This window comes from Methyloceanibacter sp. (genome assembly GCF_058506495.1).
The window spans coordinates 21,017-41,860 of the sequence record NZ_JBZMXT010000014.1 but is presented as its reverse complement, the minus strand read 5'-3'; the positions used below and the strand labels follow the sequence as shown (position 1 = coordinate 41,860).

17 protein-coding genes are annotated in these 20,844 nt (G+C 58.1%); 3 read left to right on the top strand and 14 right to left on the bottom strand.

Translation table 11 applies throughout. From position 1 onward, the window contains the following. The 3 genes from lexA to gltA form a co-directional block, all read left to right on the top strand. Window positions 1-637, top strand: a 637-nt coding sequence (gene lexA, locus AC33YF_RS04745; protein WP_491776051.1) for a transcriptional repressor LexA, incomplete at its 5' end; no start/stop codon positions are given. Window positions 638-867: 230 nt separating this feature from the next. After that, window positions 868-2,295 carry a glutamate--tRNA ligase gene (gene gltX, locus AC33YF_RS04740; RefSeq protein ID WP_491776050.1) on the top strand — a complete coding sequence of 476 codons (1,428 nt, stop codon included), beginning with the start codon at window positions 868-870 and terminating at the stop codon, window positions 2,293-2,295. 160 nt (window positions 2,296-2,455) lie between these two features. Beyond that, window positions 2,456-3,772, top strand: a complete 1,317-nt coding sequence (gltA, locus tag AC33YF_RS04735) for a citrate synthase (RefSeq protein WP_491776049.1) — start codon at window positions 2,456-2,458, stop codon at window positions 3,770-3,772. A gap of 15 nt (window positions 3,773-3,787) precedes the next feature. On the opposite strand, the gene AC33YF_RS04730 is transcribed toward gltA, so the two are convergent. The 14 genes from AC33YF_RS04730 to dnaE form a co-directional block, all read right to left on the bottom strand. Next, window positions 3,788-4,690, bottom strand: coding sequence for an LpxI family protein (locus AC33YF_RS04730; protein ID WP_491776048.1), 903 nt, complete (start codon window positions 4,688-4,690; stop codon window positions 3,788-3,790). Then, window positions 4,668-5,474 carry an acyl-ACP--UDP-N-acetylglucosamine O-acyltransferase gene (lpxA, locus tag AC33YF_RS04725; protein ID WP_491776047.1) on the bottom strand — a complete coding sequence of 269 codons (807 nt, stop codon included), beginning with the start codon at window positions 5,472-5,474 and terminating at the stop codon, window positions 4,668-4,670. Before lpxA ends, AC33YF_RS04730 begins: the two co-directional genes overlap by 23 nt. 7 nt (window positions 5,475-5,481) lie before the next feature. Next, a complete protein-coding gene (gene fabZ, locus AC33YF_RS04720) occupies window positions 5,482-5,961 on the bottom strand; it encodes a 3-hydroxyacyl-ACP dehydratase FabZ (protein WP_491776046.1) in 480 nt (159 codons plus the stop codon). 28 nt (window positions 5,962-5,989) lie between these two features. Further along, a complete protein-coding gene (lpxD, locus tag AC33YF_RS04715; protein ID WP_491776045.1) occupies window positions 5,990-7,060 on the bottom strand; it encodes a UDP-3-O-(3-hydroxymyristoyl)glucosamine N-acyltransferase in 1,071 nt (356 codons plus the stop codon). Between the two features lie 68 nt (window positions 7,061-7,128). Beyond that, window positions 7,129-9,534, bottom strand: coding sequence for an outer membrane protein assembly factor BamA (gene bamA / locus AC33YF_RS04710; protein ID WP_491776044.1), 2,406 nt, complete (start codon window positions 9,532-9,534; stop codon window positions 7,129-7,131). A 155-nt stretch (window positions 9,535-9,689) separates the two neighbouring features. Further along, complete coding sequence (gene rseP / locus AC33YF_RS04705; protein WP_491776043.1) at window positions 9,690-10,832, bottom strand: RIP metalloprotease RseP; 1,143 nt, start codon at window positions 10,830-10,832, stop codon at window positions 9,690-9,692. A gap of 114 nt (window positions 10,833-10,946) precedes the next feature. Continuing rightward, window positions 10,947-12,182, bottom strand: a complete 1,236-nt coding sequence (gene dxr / locus AC33YF_RS04700; protein WP_491776053.1) for a 1-deoxy-D-xylulose-5-phosphate reductoisomerase — start codon at window positions 12,180-12,182, stop codon at window positions 10,947-10,949. 10 nt (window positions 12,183-12,192) lie between these two features. Continuing rightward, window positions 12,193-13,062: a phosphatidate cytidylyltransferase gene (locus AC33YF_RS04695; protein ID WP_491776042.1), complete on the bottom strand. Its 870-nt coding sequence runs from the start codon at window positions 13,060-13,062 to the stop codon at window positions 12,193-12,195. Further along, window positions 13,059-13,814, bottom strand: coding sequence for an isoprenyl transferase (locus tag AC33YF_RS04690; protein WP_491776041.1), 756 nt, complete (start codon window positions 13,812-13,814; stop codon window positions 13,059-13,061). Before AC33YF_RS04690 ends, AC33YF_RS04695 begins: the two co-directional genes overlap by 4 nt. A gap of 50 nt (window positions 13,815-13,864) precedes the next feature. Further along, window positions 13,865-14,422 (bottom strand): ribosome recycling factor, encoded by a 558-nt coding sequence (gene frr / locus AC33YF_RS04685; RefSeq protein WP_491776040.1) that lies wholly within the window; start codon window positions 14,420-14,422, stop codon window positions 13,865-13,867. Window positions 14,423-14,506: 84 nt separating this feature from the next. After that, window positions 14,507-15,241: a UMP kinase gene (pyrH, locus tag AC33YF_RS04680; RefSeq protein ID WP_491776039.1), complete on the bottom strand. Its 735-nt coding sequence runs from the start codon at window positions 15,239-15,241 to the stop codon at window positions 14,507-14,509. 115 nt (window positions 15,242-15,356) lie between these two features. Then, window positions 15,357-16,286, bottom strand: a complete 930-nt coding sequence (gene tsf / locus AC33YF_RS04675) for a translation elongation factor Ts (protein ID WP_491776038.1) — start codon at window positions 16,284-16,286, stop codon at window positions 15,357-15,359. A gap of 52 nt (window positions 16,287-16,338) precedes the next feature. Next, window positions 16,339-17,154 (bottom strand): 30S ribosomal protein S2, encoded by an 816-nt coding sequence (gene rpsB, locus AC33YF_RS04670; protein ID WP_491776037.1) that lies wholly within the window; start codon window positions 17,152-17,154, stop codon window positions 16,339-16,341. Window positions 17,155-17,363: 209 nt separating this feature from the next. Continuing rightward, a complete protein-coding gene (dnaE, locus tag AC33YF_RS04665; protein ID WP_491776036.1) occupies window positions 17,364-20,822 on the bottom strand; it encodes a DNA polymerase III subunit alpha in 3,459 nt (1,152 codons plus the stop codon). Window positions 20,823-20,844: the final 22 nt, after the last annotated feature.

Here is a 20,844-nt window from a genome sequence, read left to right as displayed (position 1 = left end):
GCCATCATTCGACGAAATGAAGGATGCTTTGGATCTTCGGTCCAAATCGGGCATTCATCGGCTCATTACGGCGCTTGAAGAGAGAGGTTTCCTGCGTCGCCTGCCTCACAGGGCGCGCGCTATGGAGATTATCAAGCTTCCCGAATCGGTTCCGCAAAGCGTTGCGGCGCGTGAGCGCGGCTTCTCGCCGAGCGTGATTGAAGGAAGTCTCGGTCGATCGGGCATGCCCGCGGGAGACGCGGCCCCGGACGGGCAGACTGTCGCGTTGCCAATCATGGGCCGAATTGCCGCCGGCGTGCCTGTCGAGGCCATTCAAACCAAGCTCGATACGATTGAGGTGCCGCCAGAACTTCTCGCGAAAGGCGAACACTATGCGCTTGAGGTCAAGGGCGACTCTATGATCGAGGCCGGCATTCTGGAAGGCGACACGATCATCGTTCGTCAGTGCGACGAAGCCAGCACTGGTGACATTGTTGTCGCCCTCGTGGACGAGGAGGAAGCCACGCTCAAGCGGCTGCGCCGACGGGGCAATTCCATTGCGCTAGAAGCGGCCAATCCCGCTTATGAAACCCGGATCTTTGGACCTGACCGGGTGCGCGTCCAAGGGCGGCTCGTTGGCCTCATCCGTCGTTACTAGCGGTTTCTGCGCCTAGTCTTGGGCGGGTTCTGATCACGGACGCCTCCCGCGGCGCTCGGCGACCGTCTCGGTTCGGATCGGCTGCCCGTCATCGGGCCGCCAGTCCGAGCTGTTTCTTGCGTATGGCATGCCCCCCGCGCTTACCCATGTCGAACGCTTATGCTACACCGTCGCGCTAGGGCTTTACTTCTCCATTTCTCTGCCATCCCATTCGGCTCAATACTTCACCGATGACCGAGACCGTTATCACGCGATTTGCGCCGTCACCGACGGGCTTCCTCCATATTGGCGGTGCGCGCACCGCGCTCTTTAACTGGCTGTTCGCTAAGGCTCATGGCGGCAAGATGCTGCTTCGTATCGAGGACACGGACCGCGCTCGATCCACCGAAGAAGCCATCCAGGCCATTTTGGACGGCCTACGTTGGCTGGAGCTCGACTGGGAGGGTGAGCCCGTCTACCAGTTCGCTCGTGCGGAGCGCCACCGGGACGTTGCCGACAAGCTCCTAGCCGACGGCAAAGCCTATCGCTGCTATGCGACCCCTGAAGAGTTGCAGGCTATGCGAGATAAGGCGCGCGCCGAGGGTAACTCGCCGGGCTACGACGGGACTTGGCGCGATCGGGATCCTGCCCTCGCACCGGACGGCATAGCGCCTGCAATTCGCTTCAAGGCACCATGCGAAGGCGAGACGATTATCGAAGATCGTGTGCAAGGCCGCGTGACATTTGCGAATAAGGATCTGGATGATTTCGTCATCTTGCGCAGCGATGGCTCCCCGACCTACATGCTGTCCGTCGTGGTCGACGACCACGACATGGGTATCACCCACGTCGTCCGAGGCGACGACCACCTCACAAACGCCGCTCGACAGACCCAGCTTTTTGAGGCACTCGATTGGCAGGCGCCGATCTATGCTCATGTTCCGCTTATCCACGGTCCTGATGGCGCCAAGCTGTCCAAACGCCACGGCGCCCTTGGTGTTGAAGCGTATCGCGAGATGGGCTACCTGCCCGTAGCGCTGCGTAATTACCTCGTGCGGCTTGGCTGGAGCCACGGCAACGCGGAGATCATTTCCACCGACGAAATGATCTCCTGGTTCAATCTAGAAGCCATCGGGCGGTCCCCTGCCCGGTTTGATTTCACAAAATTGGAGAGTCTCAATCGCCACTACCTGCGTGCTATGTCAGACGAGGAGATTGTGAGTCATTTGAAGGCGCTGGTGCCTCATCTTCCGAACGCGGACGACCTGCTAGATCGGATTGGCGATGAGGGCTGGGACCAACTCGAACGCGCGATGCCGGGCTTGAAGGAACGTGCCAAGACCCTCGTCGATCTTCTGGAGAGTGCTGAGTACCTCTTCTTAAAGCGTCCACTCGCGCCCGATGAAAAGGCATCCAAACTTCTTGATCGCGATGGTCAGGAGACCTTGGCGCAGCTGCTTCCGGAGTTGCAGTCCGTCGACCCTTGGAACGTGACAGAAGTTGAGAATTGCCTTCGGGCGTTCGCCGAACGGACAGACCGAAAGCTCGGTAAAGTCGCGCAACCCTTACGTGCAGCGCTGACGGGGCGTACCACATCCCCCGGTATCTTTGATGTGCTCGATGTGCTAGGGCGCGAAGAGGCAGTGGCTCGCATTGTGGACCAAACCAAACACTCGTGAAATGCGTCACATTTATGCAGCGCGCCGTGTTGCACTGCGATAGAATCAGCGCAAAAATGCGGCAACGCAAAATTTTGAGTGTCTGCCCTACGGTGGCGTCAGTGGTTCTATTCGACCATGCGCCTTATCCGCCGGTCCGTTATGTCCAGGAGGTTTTGAGATGAGTATCGCAGAAAAGCTTGACTCCAACGATGTGGACGAAGCGGCTATCTCTCTCCGCGGTAGCGAGCACGCGATGCCTGTGCGATCCGGTACGCTGGGTCCCGATGTGATCGATATCACGTCTCTATATGGGCGCACGGGGTGTTTCACCTACGATCCCGGCTTTACGTCCACGGCAAGCTGCGAATCCAAGATCACCTTCATCGATGGCGATAAAGGGGTCCTCCTGTATCGGGGCTACCCGATCGACGAGCTTGCGGAGAACACGACTTTCCTGGAAACGGCGTATCTGTTGCTCTACGGCGAGCTCCCCACCAGGGAACAATACGAAGACTTCACGATCCGCATCACGCGCCACACGATGCTTCATGAACAGATGAATCGTTTCTTCTCCGGCTTCCGCCGGGATGCGCATCCCATGGCGATCATGGTGGGTGTTGTTGGCGCGTTGTCGGCCTTCTACCACGACTCACTAAACATCCATGATCCTTGGCAGCGTGAGATGGCGAGCATCCGCATGATTGCAAAGATGCCGACCATCGCTGCCATGGCCTACAAATATTCGATTGGCCAGCCGTTCATCTATCCGAAGAACGATTTGGACTATTCGGCCAATTTCATGCGGATGTGCTTTGCGGTGCCGTGCGAGGAGTATAAGGTTGATCCCGTTCTGACCCGAGCGATGCGCCGCATCTTTATTCTACATGCGGATCATGAGCAGAACGCATCTACATCCACGGTCCGCCTCGCCGGTTCGTCCGGCGCCAATCCGTTCGCTTGTATCTCAGCCGGTATCGCGTGCTTGTGGGGTCCGGCCCATGGTGGCGCGAACGAGGCGGCGCTCATGATGCTTCAGGAAATTGGATCGGTCGACCGAATTCCCGAGTATGTGCAGCGCGCCAAGGACAAGGACGACCCCTTCCGCTTGATGGGATTCGGGCATCGGGTCTACAAGAACTACGATCCGAGAGCCAAAATCATGCAGAAGACCTGTCATGAGGTCCTCGGCGCCGTGGGTCACGAAGATGATCCAATCCTGAAAGTTGCTATGGAGCTTGAGAAGATCGCTCTCTCTGACGACTATTTCATTGAGAAGAAACTGTATCCAAATATCGACTTTTATTCCGGCATCACGCTAAAGGCCCTCGGGTTCCCGACTGAAATGTTCACGGTGCTATTCGCGCTTGCACGAACTGTCGGTTGGATCGCGCAGTGGAAAGAAATGGTTGAGGATCCTTCTCAGCGGATCGGCCGTCCGAGGCAGCTGTACACGGGCGCTATGGAGCGCGCCTTTGTGCCGATGTGTAATCGCTAGAGATCGGTCGAAGGACTACGTGTCGCTCTCATCCCAGGGAGCGCCGTAGAGAAAGATTTTCCGTTCGTTGGCAATCTCGATCGTACGATTGTATTCGGCAATGAGCACGTGTTGCGCTGCTACGGCAATGCCCGAGAGTCCAGCCTCAGCGGCCTTCACCATGGTTTGTGGACCAATCGTTGGCATGTCGACGCGCTCTTCTTGGCCGGGCTTCGGCGCTTTCACCAGCACGCCTTTCCCAGTCCCATGACTGCGGCCGCGGCGCTTGATTTCCGCACAGCGCTCAAGCATTGCGTCTGTGCCCTCGGCTGCTTCCACAGCCAAGACGTAACCGCCCGATACAACTGCCGCCTGGCCGATATCCAACGTACCCAGTGTACGGACGACATCAAAAGCAATCGCCATGTCCACCTCGTCTTCGGCTGAGGGCGAACGTCGACTGAGAGCTCCCTCGGGTACGAGAAGCTCGGGCAGAACATCTCCTGCACCGTGCACCCGGTAGCCCTTCTGTTCGAAGAACTGGACTATCCGCGACAGCACATGGTCGTCGCCGCCCTTGCGAAGGCTGAGGAGAAACGGCAATGCTTTCAGCGCACCGAGATCGATCCGGATATTCCTGAGGTCCGGGCGGCTGACGCCACCGATAATCACGAGATCATTGCAGTTGTTTGATTCCAATGCTGTGAAGACTTTCCCCACCTCACCCCACTTGATCCAGGTGTGCGGAAAGCGTTCGATTTCAGGGTCGGCTTCGCCTTCGATCCCGACAATGTGTACGGGCAAGTCGTCTGCTTCTGCGGCATCCGCAATAAAGGTGGGCAAGGAACCGCGCCCGGCTATGATGCCGAGCGGTCCGGTGACGTTTGTTGTCTTGAGCAAGTTGGTTTGCTCACTCTCAACGGCTTGGCGTTGCGACATTGCTAGGGATGCAGAATTGGCGATCCGTATCGCTCTTGATGAAGTCGATGATTTGACGGGCGAGTTCATTGGTCGAAAACATCGCTTCGACGTCCTCGAGCTGCTCCTTCATAGTTCCTTCGCTTGAGAATAACATGCGGTAGGCTTTGCGCACCTCATGGATCTGCTCGCGCGGGAAACCTCGGCGCTTAAGACCGATGATGTTCAAGCCGTTGAGATTGGCACGGTTCCCGACCGCCATCCCGTAGGGGATGAGGTCGGCTGCTACACCCGACATGCCGCCGACGAAGGCATAGGCACCGATACGGACGAATTGGTGAACTGCCGAGAGTCCACCAATGATCGCGCCGTCACCAACGGTGACATGCCCGCCCAGCGCAACGCTGTTCACCAGCGTGACATTGTCTCCGATCTGACAGTCGTGCGCTATGTGCGCGCCAATCATGATAAAACAGTCAGAGCCGACACGGGTCGCCATTTGGCCCGTGGTCGTGCCTCTGTGGACGGTGACATTCTCGCGCAGTACGGTGTTCTCCCCGATTGTTACCGTACTCGGATCGTCTTTGTACTTCACGTCTTGCGGCTCGAGTCCAATCGAAACGAAAGGGAAAACCTTGCATCCGGCTCCGATTGTCGTGTGTCCGTCGACCACCACATGGGGTCGCAAGATCACATCGTCGCCGATCTCAACATTTGGGCCGATAACGCAAAACGGGCCGATCTCCACGTTTGACCCAAGTTTTGCGCTCGGGTCGACATGCGCGGTCGCATGAATATTGGACATTGAACTCTTACTCTGCCTCGATCGTATCCACGATCACTGCACTGACTTCCGCCTCAGCGACCAAGTTTCCGTCGACGACCGCCCTTGCCTTGAAGCGCCAGACCTTGCCACGGCTGCGCATCTTTTCCACGTGGTAGAGAACCGTATCTCCTGGGATCACGGGGCGGCGGAAGCGCGCTTTATCAATTGCCATGAAATAGACGAGCGGAGGCTCGTCAAATTCGTCCAGGAACCGCATGCATAAAGCACCGGCCGTTTGTGCCATACCCTCGACCAACAGGACGCCGGGCATAACCGGGTTTCCAGGAAAGTGGCCCTGAAAATAGGGTTCATTCGCCGTCACGTTCTTAATGCCGGTCGCGGCCCGATCGCCATCCATATCAACAATTCGGTCGACAAGCAGGAATGGGTAGCGATGGGGCAGAAGCTTCATGATATCGGCGGCTTCTACCCGATCGGGCCTCTGGACTTCTCCGCTCTCGTTCATTCGGACCGGCTCCTTGGATGCGGTTCGGCTACGCGCCGTCCCCGCCCTCTTCTTTGTCAATCTTCACATCCTTACGTTCGGCGAGCTGCCGCAGCAGCGTCAGCTCTCTGAACCAGAGCCGGACAGGTTTAGCTGGCGTACCGCCCCAACGCGCCCCTGCTGGCACATCGCCCCGGACGTTGCTGCTTCCGGCGATTTGTGCCCCAGCGCCAATTTTCAGGTGGCCGACTACGCCAACCTGTCCACCAAGAGCCACGAAATCACCGAGTTCCGAGCTGCCCGAGATACCCGTCTGTGACACGATAATGCAATGCCTTCCGACGACCACGTTGTGCCCGATTTGGACAAGATTATCAATTTTCGTGCCTTCTCCGATGATCGTGTCCCGAAGCGCCCCGCGATCAACGGTGGAATTCGCTCCGATCTCTACATCATCCTGAATCACAACACGACCGATCTGAGGCACCTTCATATGGCCGTTGCGGCCCATTGCGAAGCCGAAACCGTCCTGACCGATGGCCACACCAGCATGGATAACGACGTTGTTTCCGATCAAGGCATGGGTTACAGACGCATTCGGGCCGATATAGCTGTCACGGCCGATATAGACGCGATAGCCGACGACAGCCCCTGCCGCGATTGTCGTACCGCATCCGATATGAGCTTCGGAGCCGACGATAGCCCCTGGTTCCACAATCACGTTGTCCTCAAGCACGGCTGAGGGATGAACGCCTTCTGACACCGCTTGCCCAGCGGGTCCGGCCGTCTTCGGCCGGAGCGACTCCGGATAGAACAGAGCAATCGCCCTTGCAAAACCCCGGTAGGGTTCGCGCATTGTCAGAGCAGCCGTCTCCGAGGGAAGTTTACGGACGAACTTTGGGGCAATAATGCATGCGGCGGCACTGGTTTTTTCTAGCGCCGGCAAGTACTTGGCGTTATCTATGAAAGACAAGTCGCCATCGCCCGCATCATCAAGTGGGCGAACGTCGATGACCTGTGTATCGAGCGAAGCATTAGCCCCGACCTCTGCGCCCACAGTCTCCGAAACCAGGCCTAAAGAGAACGGACCGGCGCGATTGAAAAATCCCGGATGTTCCATGGAGTCTCCTGGCGGGTCGCGCTCAAGCGCTCGCGATAATGAAACGCTGCGACCAAGAGCGGCAACCCCTAAAACTGGGTCGATGCGCCGAAGCGGAAGAGTTCGGTCTTATCAAAGTCTGCCTTGAGCAAGGCCTCGGCGAGATCTGCGCGGAGGGGCCCGAGCGGAGACTGCCAAATCAAGCTGACACCCGTTGAAAGCCGGACATCTGCGGTATCCTCAATGAAACTTCCCTCGTCGACATTGACTGCCTGGATGGCGGCCTCACCCGGTTCCCAGAGCGAGCCGGCGTCGACGAACACAGCCCCTTGCAGGCCGAGGTTCTCCGGCACGAGTGGAATCGGGAAGCGCACCTCGGCGGTCGAGGCCCAGAAGTATTTGCCCCCTAATGCGTCCTGGCGGCAGTTCGGCACTCTTTCGCCGGTTGCGGGGTCGCGGCAGGCATCGCGGGGTCCATAGCCTGCGCGTTCGAAGCCGCGGATTGTCTCGCCGCCTTTAAAGAATAGATCAGTGAGGCGCAGATCCTCGCCTCCCCAAGGGTCGATAATGCCGCCCTGCACCCGACCCACAAGGGTGATCTTATTGGTCACAGGATAGTACCCGCGGGTATCAAGGATGAGTCGATTGTACTGCACGTCGCCGCCGACGCCCGCGAAGTCCTGAGAGATTGACGCGAAGATGCCGCTCGTCGGCTGCTGGGGCAAGTTGCGCGTGTCATACGCCAGCGTATATCCGAGCGACGACACGATCACGGCTCCTTCGTCCGCCGCTTGCTTGACGGCGAGAGAGGCATTTCTCGCTGCGTCATAGATTTCCTCACGGTTCAACCGGTAACGCAATCCAAGCTGTGTGTTGTTGGCCACCGGAAAACCGATTCTCAGATTGCCGCCCGTGTCGCGCTGTTTGAACGAAGCCACATTGGTCAGGTCGACTTCTTTGTGGAAGAGGTCAAAGCCAGCCGCGATGTTGCGCCCAAGAAACGCAGGTTCAGTGAAGCTAAAATCAATCTGAAAGCGCTCGAGACTGCCGGCCAATCCGAGACGGACATACTGGCCGCGGCCCATTAGGTTTCTCTCTGAGATGCTGACATCGCCGATGACGCCCTCGACGGTGGAGTAACCCACACCAAAGGAGAACTCACCCGTCGGCTGTTCCACTACAACGACGTTAATGACAACGCGATCGGGTGCGCTTCCAGGCTCTGTCTCGATGTCAACCGTCTTGAAGAAGCCCAGAGCGCGCAGGCGCTTTCGAGCTGCCTCGATCAAGAGGCGATTGTAGGCATCGCCTTCGGCCAGACGGAATTGGCGGCGAATGACCTGATCTTCAGTCCGATAGTTGCCGACAATGTTGATCCGCTCGATATAGACCCGCGGCCCCTCGTCAATGACATAGGTAACGTTGATGGTCTGCGTTGTCGGGTCGCGATCGAATCGGGGCCGAACCTGCCCGAAGGCATAGCCTTGCTCGGATACCTTGACGGTCAAGGCTTCGATCGTTTTCTGTATCTTCTCGATGTCGTAGCGTTTGCCTGGTTTTGTAAGCAGCGCACTGCTGAGCGCACCGACATCCAGCGACGGCAACGCGCTTTCGATATCGATGAAGCCAAATCTGTAACGCGGTCCTTCGTAGATCTCAAAAGTGATCACAAAGCCGCTCTTGTCGCGATTAAAGAGGCCACCCCCGCCCGGTTCTATGTCAGCGTTCGACGAGAGAATTTGGACGTCCGCATAGCCATTCTTGAGATAGAATTGCCGGAGAAGTTCACGGTCCAAAGCAAGACGATCGGGGTCGTAAATATTGTCGTTCTTGAGAAAGCTCAGCCAGCCTGTGCGTTTGGTCGTAATCACAAAACGCAGTTGGGAAGAGCTGAATGAGTCGTTGCCGACAAACCTGATCGCCTTGACCTTGGTCTTTATCCCTTCTCCGATCTGAAAAACGACTTCAACCCTGTTGCCGCCAAGTGGGATCACTTGGGCGCTTACTTGGGCGTCGTAGAGCCCTTGGCGTGCGAGGACGTCCCGAATTCGCTGCTCGTCCGCCTGCACGCGGGCTTGCGTGTAAACCGAGCGCGGCTTTAGCTGCACCTCGGCGCGAAGTGTATCGCTGTCAACGTCTTGGTTCCCCTCGAACCGAACGCGAGCCACGACTGGGTTTTCGACGACGACAACCACGACGTTGGCGTATTGGCGCCGAATGCGAACGTCCTTGAAAAGTCCGGTCGCGAAAAGCGTCTTTAGAGATTGGTTGATCTCACCGGGGTCATAGGGGTCTCCCGCAGAAAAGGTGAGATAGGACCGGATGGTTTCGGCTTCGACGCGCTGATTGCCCTGGACGATGACCGAGCTGATGGTGCCGCTTTGGGCAGCGGCTGTAAGGCTGCCCGAGCCCACGCTGAGACCCAGCGAGAGCGGGACGCTACAAAGAACCAGGAGGACTGCGTAGAGCCCTCTTTCCAACGTCCACCGCACCATTTCTGGTGTAATCCCCCGTTAACCCCAAACCCCTCTTAGGTATGCGGTTGTTCCTGCTAGCTGGCCATCTGTTTGTGGCCGATTTTAGATGCGCCTGCTCTCTTCTTGAATGTATTTCAGCGGCTCGATTCGTTCCCTAGCCGCCACTGCCATTATCACAGAAACTTCAAATGAATCAGATCGTTCCAGGTCGCAAAAATCATTAGCATGAGGACCAGGGCAAGGCCAATCCGAAAACCGATTTCCTGCGTCGTTTCGCTCAGCGGCTTCCCTCTTACAGCTTCAATTCCGTAGAACAAAAGATGACCACCATCCAGCATAGGTATTGGGAAAAGGTTTATAAGCCCAATACTCACTGAGATGATGGCGGCGAGGTTAAGAAGTGCAAGAAATCCGACCGAAGCAACTTGCCCCGATACTTGCGCAATTCTGAGTGGGCCACCGAGCTGATCGGCATCCTCCCGCCCCACAATCACATCGTAGAGGTAGCCTAGTGACCGGGACACGACAAAGTAGCATTCCTTGACACCCATTACGAAGGCCGTGGCCGGATCGTGACGCTCTAAGGTCCAATCGTCCGGCGACGCGCTGCGTTGGATCCCCAGAAGACCAATTTTGAACGTGTTTCCAAAGCGATCTGTGATTTCTTTCCGTTCTGGCGTCGCCGTCAGAGCGACGGATTTGCCATCCCGGTCGACCAAGAAATCCAGTTCTCGGCCAGGGCTGGTCGCTACGATCCGCTGCATCTCCGAGAAATTCACGATCTTGGTGCCATCAATGCTGGTAACGAGATCGCCCGCCTTGAATCCCGCCCGCTCCGCTGCACTGCCCGGATTGATAGAGTCCACCTTCGGAGCTGTGATGCGCTCACCAAAAATAGTGAAGATCGCGGCGAATATGAGAATTGCGAAAATGAAGTTCGCAATGGGGCCTGCAGCGACAATTGCGGCGCGCTGACCCAGCGGTTTTCCCTGAAACGTCTTGTCCCGATCCGCCTCGGGCAACGACTCCAAGTCTTTTTGCCCTGCGCTGGCGGCATTTTCGTCATCGATGAACTTCACATAGCCGCCAAGCGGAATCCACGCGACGCGCCAGCGCGTACCTTGCCGGTCTTCGAAGCCGAAAATCTCTGGACCGAAACCGATGGAAAACGCCTTGACGCCAACGCCACACCATCGCGCCACAAGGAAGTGGCCCATCTCGTGGACGAAGACCACGATTGTCAGAATAAACAAAAACGGAATGAGGTAGCCTAGAAAGTTCCCGCCGAAGCCGGTGAGATATGAGAATATGTCCATGAGTTGAGTTACCTAGAGAATTGGGCCCTTCTTAGTCAGCACATGAGCGCCAGCGCGCTCAGGCCGCCTTCGGTTTGCTCGGTGTCGCCCGAATAGAATTTGTTGATCGCTAGTTTATTTCCCTGCCTCCGCTGCCGCCCAGCGGGGGAGCCGGTCTCGCGCGCGCCGACGGGCTTCCGCGTCAATCTCGTAAATGTCCTCTGCGGTTTCTAGCGGAAGAGCGATCAAATCAGCACAATCGGCCAGCGTCGTCTCCACCAGCCCGGCGATACCTAGGAATCCTAGACGCTTCTCGAGGAATGCCGCAACCGCAACTTCGTTAGCGGCGTTGAGGACCGCGCCAGCGCTGCCGCCTGTTTCGAGCACCTCTTTGGACAAGCGGAGTGCAGGGAACCGCTCGGGGTCGGGTTTTTCGAATGTCAGCGACCCGAGGGCTGCGAGATCGATGCGCTCGTTGGGAACATGCATACGCTCCGGCCAAGCAAGGCTGTAGGCAATGGGAGTCCGCATGTCTGGGCAGCTAAGTTGCGCCAGAACAGCCCCATCGGTCATTTGCACAAGGCAATGAACGATCGACTGGGGATGTACAAGCACGTCCAGCTTCTCAGGTGGCAGTGCGAAGAGATGATGGGCTTCGATGAGCTCCAATCCCTTGTTCATCAGGGAAGCAGAGTCGATCGTGACCTTTGCGCCCATAGACCAATTTGGATGTTTCAGCGCTTCCTCGGGGCCGGCCGACGCCATTTGGTCAACGCTCCAGGTCCGAAATGGGCCGCCAGATGCCGTCAGGCATACAGTTTCGATTTTCTCTGGCTCCGTCCCTGTCATAGCTTGGAGCGCTGCAGAGTGCTCCGAGTCCACAGGCAAGAGGGTCGCGTTGTGCCGCGCGACCTCGCGCATGAAGATCTCACCGCCGGAGACGAGGCACTCCTTGTTGGCAAGCGCAACCGCGGTACCCTGCTTCACAGCGCGCAAGGTGGGGCGCAGGCCTGCGACGCCGACGATGGCTGCCATAACCCAATCGGCGGGTCGAGACGCGGCGTCTAGGAGAGCTTTGGGGCCAGCGGCGACTTCAATATTGGTGCCCGCCAATGCCAGCAAGAGGTCCTTGTAGCTCGCGGCGTCTGCGACAACAGCGAGCTTGGCTCGATGCTTCACAGCGAGCTCGGCCAGACGCTCCACGTTCTTGTTGCCGGTCAGCGCCACAACATCGTAGTCGTTCGGGTTGCGCCCAACGAGATCGAGCGTGCTTTCTCCGATAGACCCTGTCGCCCCGAGCACGCTAATCCGCTTCGGCTGCTTGACGCTTGCGCGCGGCCTGGAGGCTGTCTCTTTTTCTACCGGTGTCAGCTTACGCACCTCACCAAATAAGTAGCGCCGTGCCCGGTGCGCTTGGATTCCGCATGGCGATCAGCGCTGCGACCACAGCCGCCATCAGCAGACTGTCGATTCGGTCGAAAAAGCCTCCATGCCCAGGTATGAGCTGGCTCATATCCTTTATGCCCAAGTTTCGCTTCACCGCGCTCTCAAGCAAGTCACCCATCTGGCAAGAGAAGGCAAGCACTAATGCCACAAGCGCTAAGACTACCGGTGAGGTGTTGCCGAGATACAGGGCAAATAGAATACCAACCGCGATGGGCGTCGCGACGCCAACGAAGAAGCCGCTCCATGTTTTTTTTGGCGATATTGTCGGCGCAAACTTCGGACCACCGAACGTACGGCCACCAACATAAGACGCCGTATCTGTAGTCCAACTCACGACGAGTACGAACAAAACTGCTGACAGGCCGTAAGTTGGGTCGCTGCGAAGCCAGATGAGAGCCGCTGCGGGAAGCAGGACGTAGACCAGACCGCCTGCATCGAGCTGTGCCTCTCGAGGGGTCCTCTTTCGGTAGCCGGAGATGAAGAGCGTGGCTACCGTTGCCGCGAAGATGATCGCTGCCAGCTCGAACTTATGTACCGCTACGAAAATCACTACCGCTGTCATGCACGCTACATGAATTATTGTGGTGGCATCGCCGCCTGTTGAGCGTGTAGCGGCTCCCCACTCCCAGAAGAGAATGGTCGCCGATGCAATCACCAGCAGTAGAAAACTCCAAGGGCTAGCGACAAGTGCTACAAGCGCCAAAGCCGCAAGGAATACGGCTGATCCGATGCGGCGCCACAATTCGGGCGGTTGTTCGCGCTGAGGCTGGGAGGACGTGTCGTGGGAGGGCGTTGGGGACGTCACGCCATCGATCTCACACTGCGACCACCGAAACGCCGGTTTCGCCGCCGGAATTCAGCAAGTGCCTCCTCGTAGTCAGCCTTATCGAAGTCGGGCCAGTACGTATCGACAAAAACGAACTCGGCATAGGCCAGTTGCCACAGAAGAAAGTTCGACAACCGCAACTCTCCCGATGTGCGTATAAGTAAGTCTGGGTCGGGTAGTTCGTTTGTGTCGAGATAGGCTCCAAACAGATCCTCTGTCATATCCCCCGGAGCACGCACACCTGCTTTGATGTCTTCTGCAAAGCGCTCGGCAGCACGCATGATCTCATTGCGAGAGCCGTAGTTGAAAGCAATAGTGAGATGGAGCGTTCCATTGTCTTTCGTGAGCTCCACGGCGTCATCCAACATGCGTTGAATGTCGGCGTCGAAGCCGCCGCGGGATCCAATGATACGTATGCGGACACCGTTTTTGTGCAGATCGGCGAGATCGCGTCGAATAAACCGCCTCAAAAGACCAAAGAGATCACTGATTTCCTTGGCTGGGCGCGACCAATTCTCGGAGGAGAAGCTGAAGAGCGTAAGGTGCGTGACGCCGAGGTCTCTCGATGCTTCGACGACCCTGCGAACGGCTTCCACGCCTCGCCGGTGTCCCTCGACCCGCGGCAGGCGTCTCTCCGCGGCCCATCGGCCGTTGCCATCCATGATGATGGCCACATGGGAAGGGCCCGGACGAGTCTCGTCACCCCACTTGTTGTCCACTACGAGCGTCACGGCCAGCCTCTCCGTAGCAAGCTTCAAATGCGTCCATACGCTGGTCCCAATTAGACCTGCATGATTTCCGCTTCTTTTGTTGCCAGCGCCTCGTCGATATCCTTGATGACGTTGTCGGTCAGGTCCTGAACCTTGTTGGCCAGCGCATGGTGCTCGTCTTTGCCCATGTCGCCGTCCTTCTCAGCCTTCTTCAGATGTTCCATGCCGTCCCGGCGCACATTCCTTACCGCTACGCGGCCCTGCTCCGCGTATTTGTGAGCAACCTTCGCCAGTTCCTGACGCCGCTCCTCATTAAGTTCTGGGATGGGGAGCCGCAACAGCTGACCCTCGACAACTGGATTCAACCCTAGATCGGACTCCCGGATGGCCTTTTCAACCGCTGCAACCTGACTCTTGTCCCAGACCTGCACAGTAATCATCCGTGCCTCCGGAACGTTTACAGTCGCCACTTGGTTCAGCGGCATAGGACTTCCGTAGGCTGAAACCATGATCGGATCCAGGAGGCTAGCGCTGGCGCGGCCAGTGCGAAGTCCGCTGAACTCATGCTTTACGGCCGTCAGCGCGCCGCGCATTCGCCGTTCAATTTCATCCAAGTCGAAGTCAGACATTTTGCTTTCCCTAGCGGCCATCCTCCGGAAATCCCATACCGGACTTGGCGCGTTGCTTTAAAGCTTCCGAATAAGTGGGACCGCCTATCCGCCGTCGATCGTCGTCGAGGCTCCCTGCCCCTGAAGTTCAAGAGCTAAGTTCCCATGGTTCTTGATCGAAAAGACAATTATCGGAATACCGTTGTCTCGGGCAAGGGCGATTGCAGCCCCGTCCATGATCCTAAGATCTTGCTTGAGGACATCCGCATAGCTTAGGCGCTCATAACGCTTTGCATCTGGTACCTTCTGGGGGTCGGCGCTGTAGACGCCATCAACTTGAGTGGCCTTGTACAGAGCCTCGCATTCCATTTCCGCGGCGCGCAGGGCGGCCGCCGTGTCGGTGGTGAAAAACGGGTTGCCGGTCCCGCCCGCAAATATTACCACGCGTCCCTTCGACAGGTGGTCGAGTGCCTTATCGCGGATATAGGGTTCGCACACCGTTGGCATCGGAATGGCTGACAGAACGCGGGCGGTTTGTCCTGCCCGTTCGATCGCTGTCTGCAGAGCCAGTGCGTTCATCACTGTGGCCAGCATGCCCATATAGTCGGCGCGCGCCCGATCGATCCCGCCCTCAGCCGCCATCAAGCCACGAAAGATATTGCCTCCGCCGATGACAACACAAAGCTCAACGCCCGTAGCCGCAGCCGCAGCAATATCCTTCGCAATCGGCTCGATAATGTCGAGATCGATTCCGTAGCCTTTGTCCCCGGCGAGCGCCTCTCCGGAGAGTTTGACAAGTACGCGCGTGTAGCGCGATCTCGCGGCAGACGGTGTGTCCATCAACGTTTGGCTCCGGCTGTCCTATACAGGATGAACCCCTCAAATGGCCCGACCAATGCGGCCTCGGTCCTTCTAGGCCTGGACCGGCGACGCCTCAGGAGTCGCCGCCCGAACCCTATGCGCCAGAGGCGGCCGCGGCAACCTCGGCAGCGAAGTCGCCCTCATCCTTCTCGATGCCTTCGCCCAACGCGAAGCGATAGAATCCGATGATCTTGATCGGTCCGCCCGCGTTGTTTCCAGCCGCCTCCATAGCCTTGGCGACCGTGTTATCTGGGTCGTGGACGAACGGTTGCTTGAGGAGGACCACTTCCTCGTAAAACTTCCGCAAGCGTCCCTCAACCATCTTCTCGATGACGTTGTCGGGTTTGCCCGACTCTTTAGCTTGTTCGGTCAGAACGGCGCGTTCACGCTCGACGAGATCCTGGTCGAGGCTGTCGATATCGATAGCCTGCGGATTTGTTGCGGCAATATGCATGGCGACCTGCTTACCGAAGCCCTTCACAGCATCCGCGTCGCCAGTCGATTCCAGTGCAACGATGACGCCGATCTTGCCGAGACCCGGAGCCGCTTGGTTATGCATGTAACTCGCCACCACGCCGTTGTCGGCGGCCAGATGAGCCGTCCGGCGCAAGGTCATGTTCTCTCCGATGGAGCCGACCATTTCCTTCAGCGTCTCGGCGACAGAGTTTCCGCCGTCGGCATAGGTCTCTCCACCAAGCTTTTCAATGTCGCCCTTGGCCTTGATAGCCGAGTTTGAGATCGTGTTGACCATTTCCTGGAAGCTCGGGTTCCGCGCCACGAAATCCGTCTCTGAGTTAACTTCGACGAGCGCTGCCTCGGTGTCTGTCTCGTGCAAACCGATGAGACCTTCAGCGGCTACGCGGCCAGCTTTCTTCGCGGCCTTGGCTAGGCCCTTTGCGCGGAGCCAATCAATGGCGGCTTCCATATCGCCGTCGTTCTCGTTCAGCGCCGCTTTACAATCCATCATGCCCGCGCCGGTCTTCTCGCGGAGCTCTTTGACCATGGCTGCCGTGATCGTCGCCATCCGTTCCTCTATCTCTTAGCTTTCGCCGAGCCTCATTGACTAAGCGGCTTGGTTACGCGTTTTCCTTCGACTCCGCCTCGGCGGTCTCGGCTGGAGCAGCCTCAGTCGCGGCCTCTTCCTCGATCGCCGGCTCGGCTATCGGCTCTTCAGCCTCGCCGAGATCAACACCCATCGAACCCTGACCACGCTCGATACCGTCGATGGCTGCACGGGCGATCAGATCGCAATACAGCGTAATGGCGCGGCCGGCGTCGTCGTTACCGGGAATGGGAAAGGTGATGCCATCCGGATCGCAATTGGAATCAACGATCGCAACGACGGGGATATTCAGCTTACGGGCCTCCGCAATCGCGATGGATTCCTTGTTGGTGTCGATGACAAAGATGACGTCCGGTGGAGCACCCATGTCCTTGATGCCGCCCAGCGAGATTTCGAGCTTATCTTTCTCGCGGGTGAGCTGAAGCAGCTCCTTCTTAGTGAGACCGCGATGTTCGCCCTCGAGAAGCTCCTCCAATGCCTTCAGGCGTTTGATGGAATGCGAAATAGTGCGCCAGTTCGTCAGTGTGCCGCCGAGCCAGCGGTGATTGATGAAGTACTGTGCCGAGGAGCGCGCGCCTTCAGCGATAGCTTCGGTGGCTTGGCGCTTCGTGCCTACGAACAACACACGCCCCCCCTTGGCTACCGTGTCGGATATCGCAACTAGAGCCTGGTGCAGCAGCGGTACTGTCTGGGTCAGGTCAATGATGTGGATGTTGTTCCGGGAGCCGTAGATGAACGGCGCCATTTTCGGGTTCCAACGATGTGTCTGGTGACCGAAGTGAACGCCAGCTTCCAAGAGCTGACGCATAGAGATATCGGGCAGTGCCATGGGACTGCAGACTCCTTTTTCCGGTTTTTTCCGCCGCGGGGCGATGAGAGACCGGAATTTCCGGTCACCGGAGCGAGCGCAAAGGTTATAGATGGCCTTTGTGACGCTTAGTCCCCGCGTGTGAGATGGGCCGGGTTATAGGGGGCTGCTTCGCGCTTTGCAAGCCCGGAAGATCCTTAGAAAGAAGGCCCTATTGGGCCCGTACCGGCCTAAAGTGCGGTGACCTCCCGAACGCCATCCAGCAGCATAAGCGTGTTGCGCTGGCGGGGCGTCGAATTGACCCCCTGCGGCAGGTCGAACTCCACTTCCTTGCCTTCGACACGAAGGCGGAGCTGGAGGCGTCCCTGGCCTCCTTCCCCGCCGATGACCGCGGCAAGCTCGGTGAGCGCGTTGGGATCGTCCACTGTCACGCTCATGCCGGCAACCCGCTCCTCGGCGGTGCTATCGAGCGAGGAGAGTCCTTGAACCCGGACGCGAATGTTTTCGCCATCCGCTTCGGCTTCGGCATCAAGAAGCACGACAGAACCCGCCTCGAGAAGATGCCGGCCAGCGATTAGAGCCTCGGAGAAGATCACCGCCTCGAACTGCCCCGTGGCATCCGAAAAGGCGACGAAAGCATAGGGGTTACCCGTCTTGCCTTTGCGCTCGCGGGAAGACAGCACGGTGCCTGCGAGGCGGCCCACCACACGTTTCTTCTGCGCCTTCGCAGCGAAATCAGTCCAAGTCTCCACACCAAGCGATTTCAGGACTTCGCTGTACTCATCGAGCGGATGGCCCGTCAGGAAAAAGCCAACGGCCTCGAACTCGTGTGACAGTTGTTCGGTCGGCAGCCAACGGGACGTCTTACGTAACTCAATAGGCGGTGGCGCTTGATTGCCGCTTGAGAAAAAGAGGTCGTTCTGACCGCCGGCGCGGGCTTCCTGCGCGCTGTTCCCGGCAAGAACTATTCTATCGACGTTCTCCAGTGCGGTTGCTCGATCGATGCCAAGCTCGTCAAACGCGCCGGCCGTTGCGAGGGTCTCCAGTGCCCGTTTGTTGACTTGGCGCGGATTCAGCCTGCGCGCGAAGTCCGAGATATCGCCAAAGAGGCCGTTGGCATTCCGCTCAGCGACGATAGATTCGACGGCGTGCTGGCCAACATTCTTAAGTGCGGCAAGGGAGTAGCGAATTGCGTTCCCACCTGGCAGGAAGCCGACTTCCGAAAAGTTGACCGAAGGTTGCTCTAGCTGAATGCCGAGCCGCCGGGCCTCCTGTGCGAAACTATTCAGCTTGTCGGCATTGCCCATATCGAGCGTCATAGACGCTGCCAAGAACTCTGTCGGGTGGTTCGCTTTGAGATAGGCCGTTTGATAGGCTATGAGCGCATACGCAGCCGCGTGGGATTTGTTGAAGCCATAGCCGGCAAACTTTGCGACCAGCTCGAATATGTACTCCGCCCGGCCCTTCTCAACACCGTTAGCCACGGCGCCTTCGACGAAACGCGCGCGTTGCTTGTCCATCTCCGCCTTAATCTTCTTGCCCATAGCCCGGCGCAGAAGGTCGGCCTCGCCCAGTGAGTAGCCGGATAGCACCTGGGCAATCTGCATAACCTGCTCTTGGTAGATGATGACCCCGTAGGTCTCGGCGAGGATCGGCTCGATCATCGAATGAAGCGTTTCGATCTTCTCCTTGCCGTGTTTGCGGTTGACGAAGGTCTCGATGTTGTCCATCGGGCCTGGCCGGTAGAGCGCGACCATGGCGATTATGTCTTCAAACCGGTCGGGCTTCAGCTTGCGCAAGGCGTCGCGCATGCCCTGGCTTTCCAACTGGAAGACCCCGACCGTTTCCGCGTGCTGAATGAGCTCAAATGTTTTGGCGTCATCGAGTGGGATTTTGGACGGATCCATGCTCGTTCCGTCGCGGGCAATAAGCCTCCGAACCATTTCGATGACCGTGAGCGTCTTGAGGCCGAGGAAGTCGAACTTGACCAGGCCAGCAGCTTCAACCCATTTCATATTGAACTGGGTCGCCGGCAGCTGCGCGCGCGCGTCTCGGTAAAGCGGCACAAGCTCCGTGAGTGTTCTGTCCGCTATCACAACACCTGCCGCATGGGTCGATGCGTGTCGGTAAAGTCCTTCGAGGCGCTGCCCAATATCGAGCAATTTGGCGACGATGGGCTCCTTGTCGCGCTCCTCTTGCAGCCGGGGCTCGCCGGCAATGGCTTGGGGTAATGTCACGGGGTTTGCAGGGTTCATGGGCACAAGTTTGCAAAGCCGGTCCACTTGGCCGTAGGGCATTTGCAGTACGCGTCCCACGTCGCGAAGGACGGCTCGTGCCTGCAACTTTCCGAATGTGATGATATGCGCGACCCGATCGGCGCCGTACCGATCACGGACATACGCGATGACCTCGTCGCGCCGATCCTGGCAAAAGTCGATATCAAAGTCGGGCATGGACACGCGTTCGGGATTGAGGAAGCGCTCGAAGAGAAGTCCGAAGCGGATGGGATCGAGATCTGTAATCGTCAGCGCGTAGGCCACCAGCGAGCCCGCGCCGGAGCCGCGGCCTGGCCCCACGGGGATGCCCTGCCCCTTCGTCCACTTGATGAAGTCGGAAACGATCAGGAAGTAGCCCTGGTAGTTCATGCGTGTGATAATTTCGAGCTCGGAGGCAAGTCGCTCCCGATAGGCCGCTTCGTCGAAACCTGCGGCGACGCCGTGCCGAGCGAGACGCGCGGCGAGACCTGCCTCCGCTTGCCGATTCAGCTCGTCGGCCTCCGTTTGCGCGAGTTCAGCGCTGGCCTCTCCGCCAGACAGAAAAGCCGGGAGGATCGGGCTTCGCGTCTTTGGGCGGTATGCACAACGCCGCGCGATCTCAACCGTGTTTTCAATTGCCTCAGGCAAGTCAGCGAAAAGTGCCCGCATTTCGTCTGCTGACTTGAAGTAGTGCTCCCGACTGAGGCGCCGACGCTCATCGATGGCGACATAGCTGCCTTGAGCAATACAGATCAGAGCGTCATGGGCCTCGAAATCATCCGGCACCGCGAAAAACGGCTCGTTCGTTGCCACGAGAGGTATCTGCATCGCATAGGCTAGCTGCAGAAGATGAGGCTCAACAGACTTTTCTTGAGCAATGCCATGCCGTTGGAGCTCTATGTAAAAGCGGTCTTCGAAGATTGAATGCAGGGCCTTGGTACGGCTTTGCGCAAGTTCTGTGTTCCCTTCGGCGAAGGCGGTGTCTACGAGGCCCTCAGGACCGCCGCTGAGAGCGATCAGACCCTTGGAGTGCGCTTCTAGTTCATCGACAGTGACAAAAGCCTGCCCCACCTCGGCCGCAACCACATAGGCGCGGCTCGTCAATTCCATCAAATTTCGATAGCCAGCTTCATCCTTAGCGAGAAGCGCAATAGACCCGTCGGGCGTTGGGCTCTGAGGGTCTGCCGTGCCGGGTTTGCCAGGCTTTTCGAAGGTTATATTCAGCGTGCAGCCGATGATGGGCTGTATTCCGGCGCCCGACATGGCCTCGGAGAACTCCAGTGCGCCGAACATATTGTTGGAGTCTGTCAGCGCCAGCGCTGGCGCCGCATCCGCCTTTGCCAACTCAACGAGCTTGGGGATCTTGAGCGCCCCCTCCAGCAAGGAGTAAGCGGAATGTACGCGCAGGTGCACGAAGGGCTGCTGTTCGCTCATAATCGTCCGTCTGAGAAGGTGG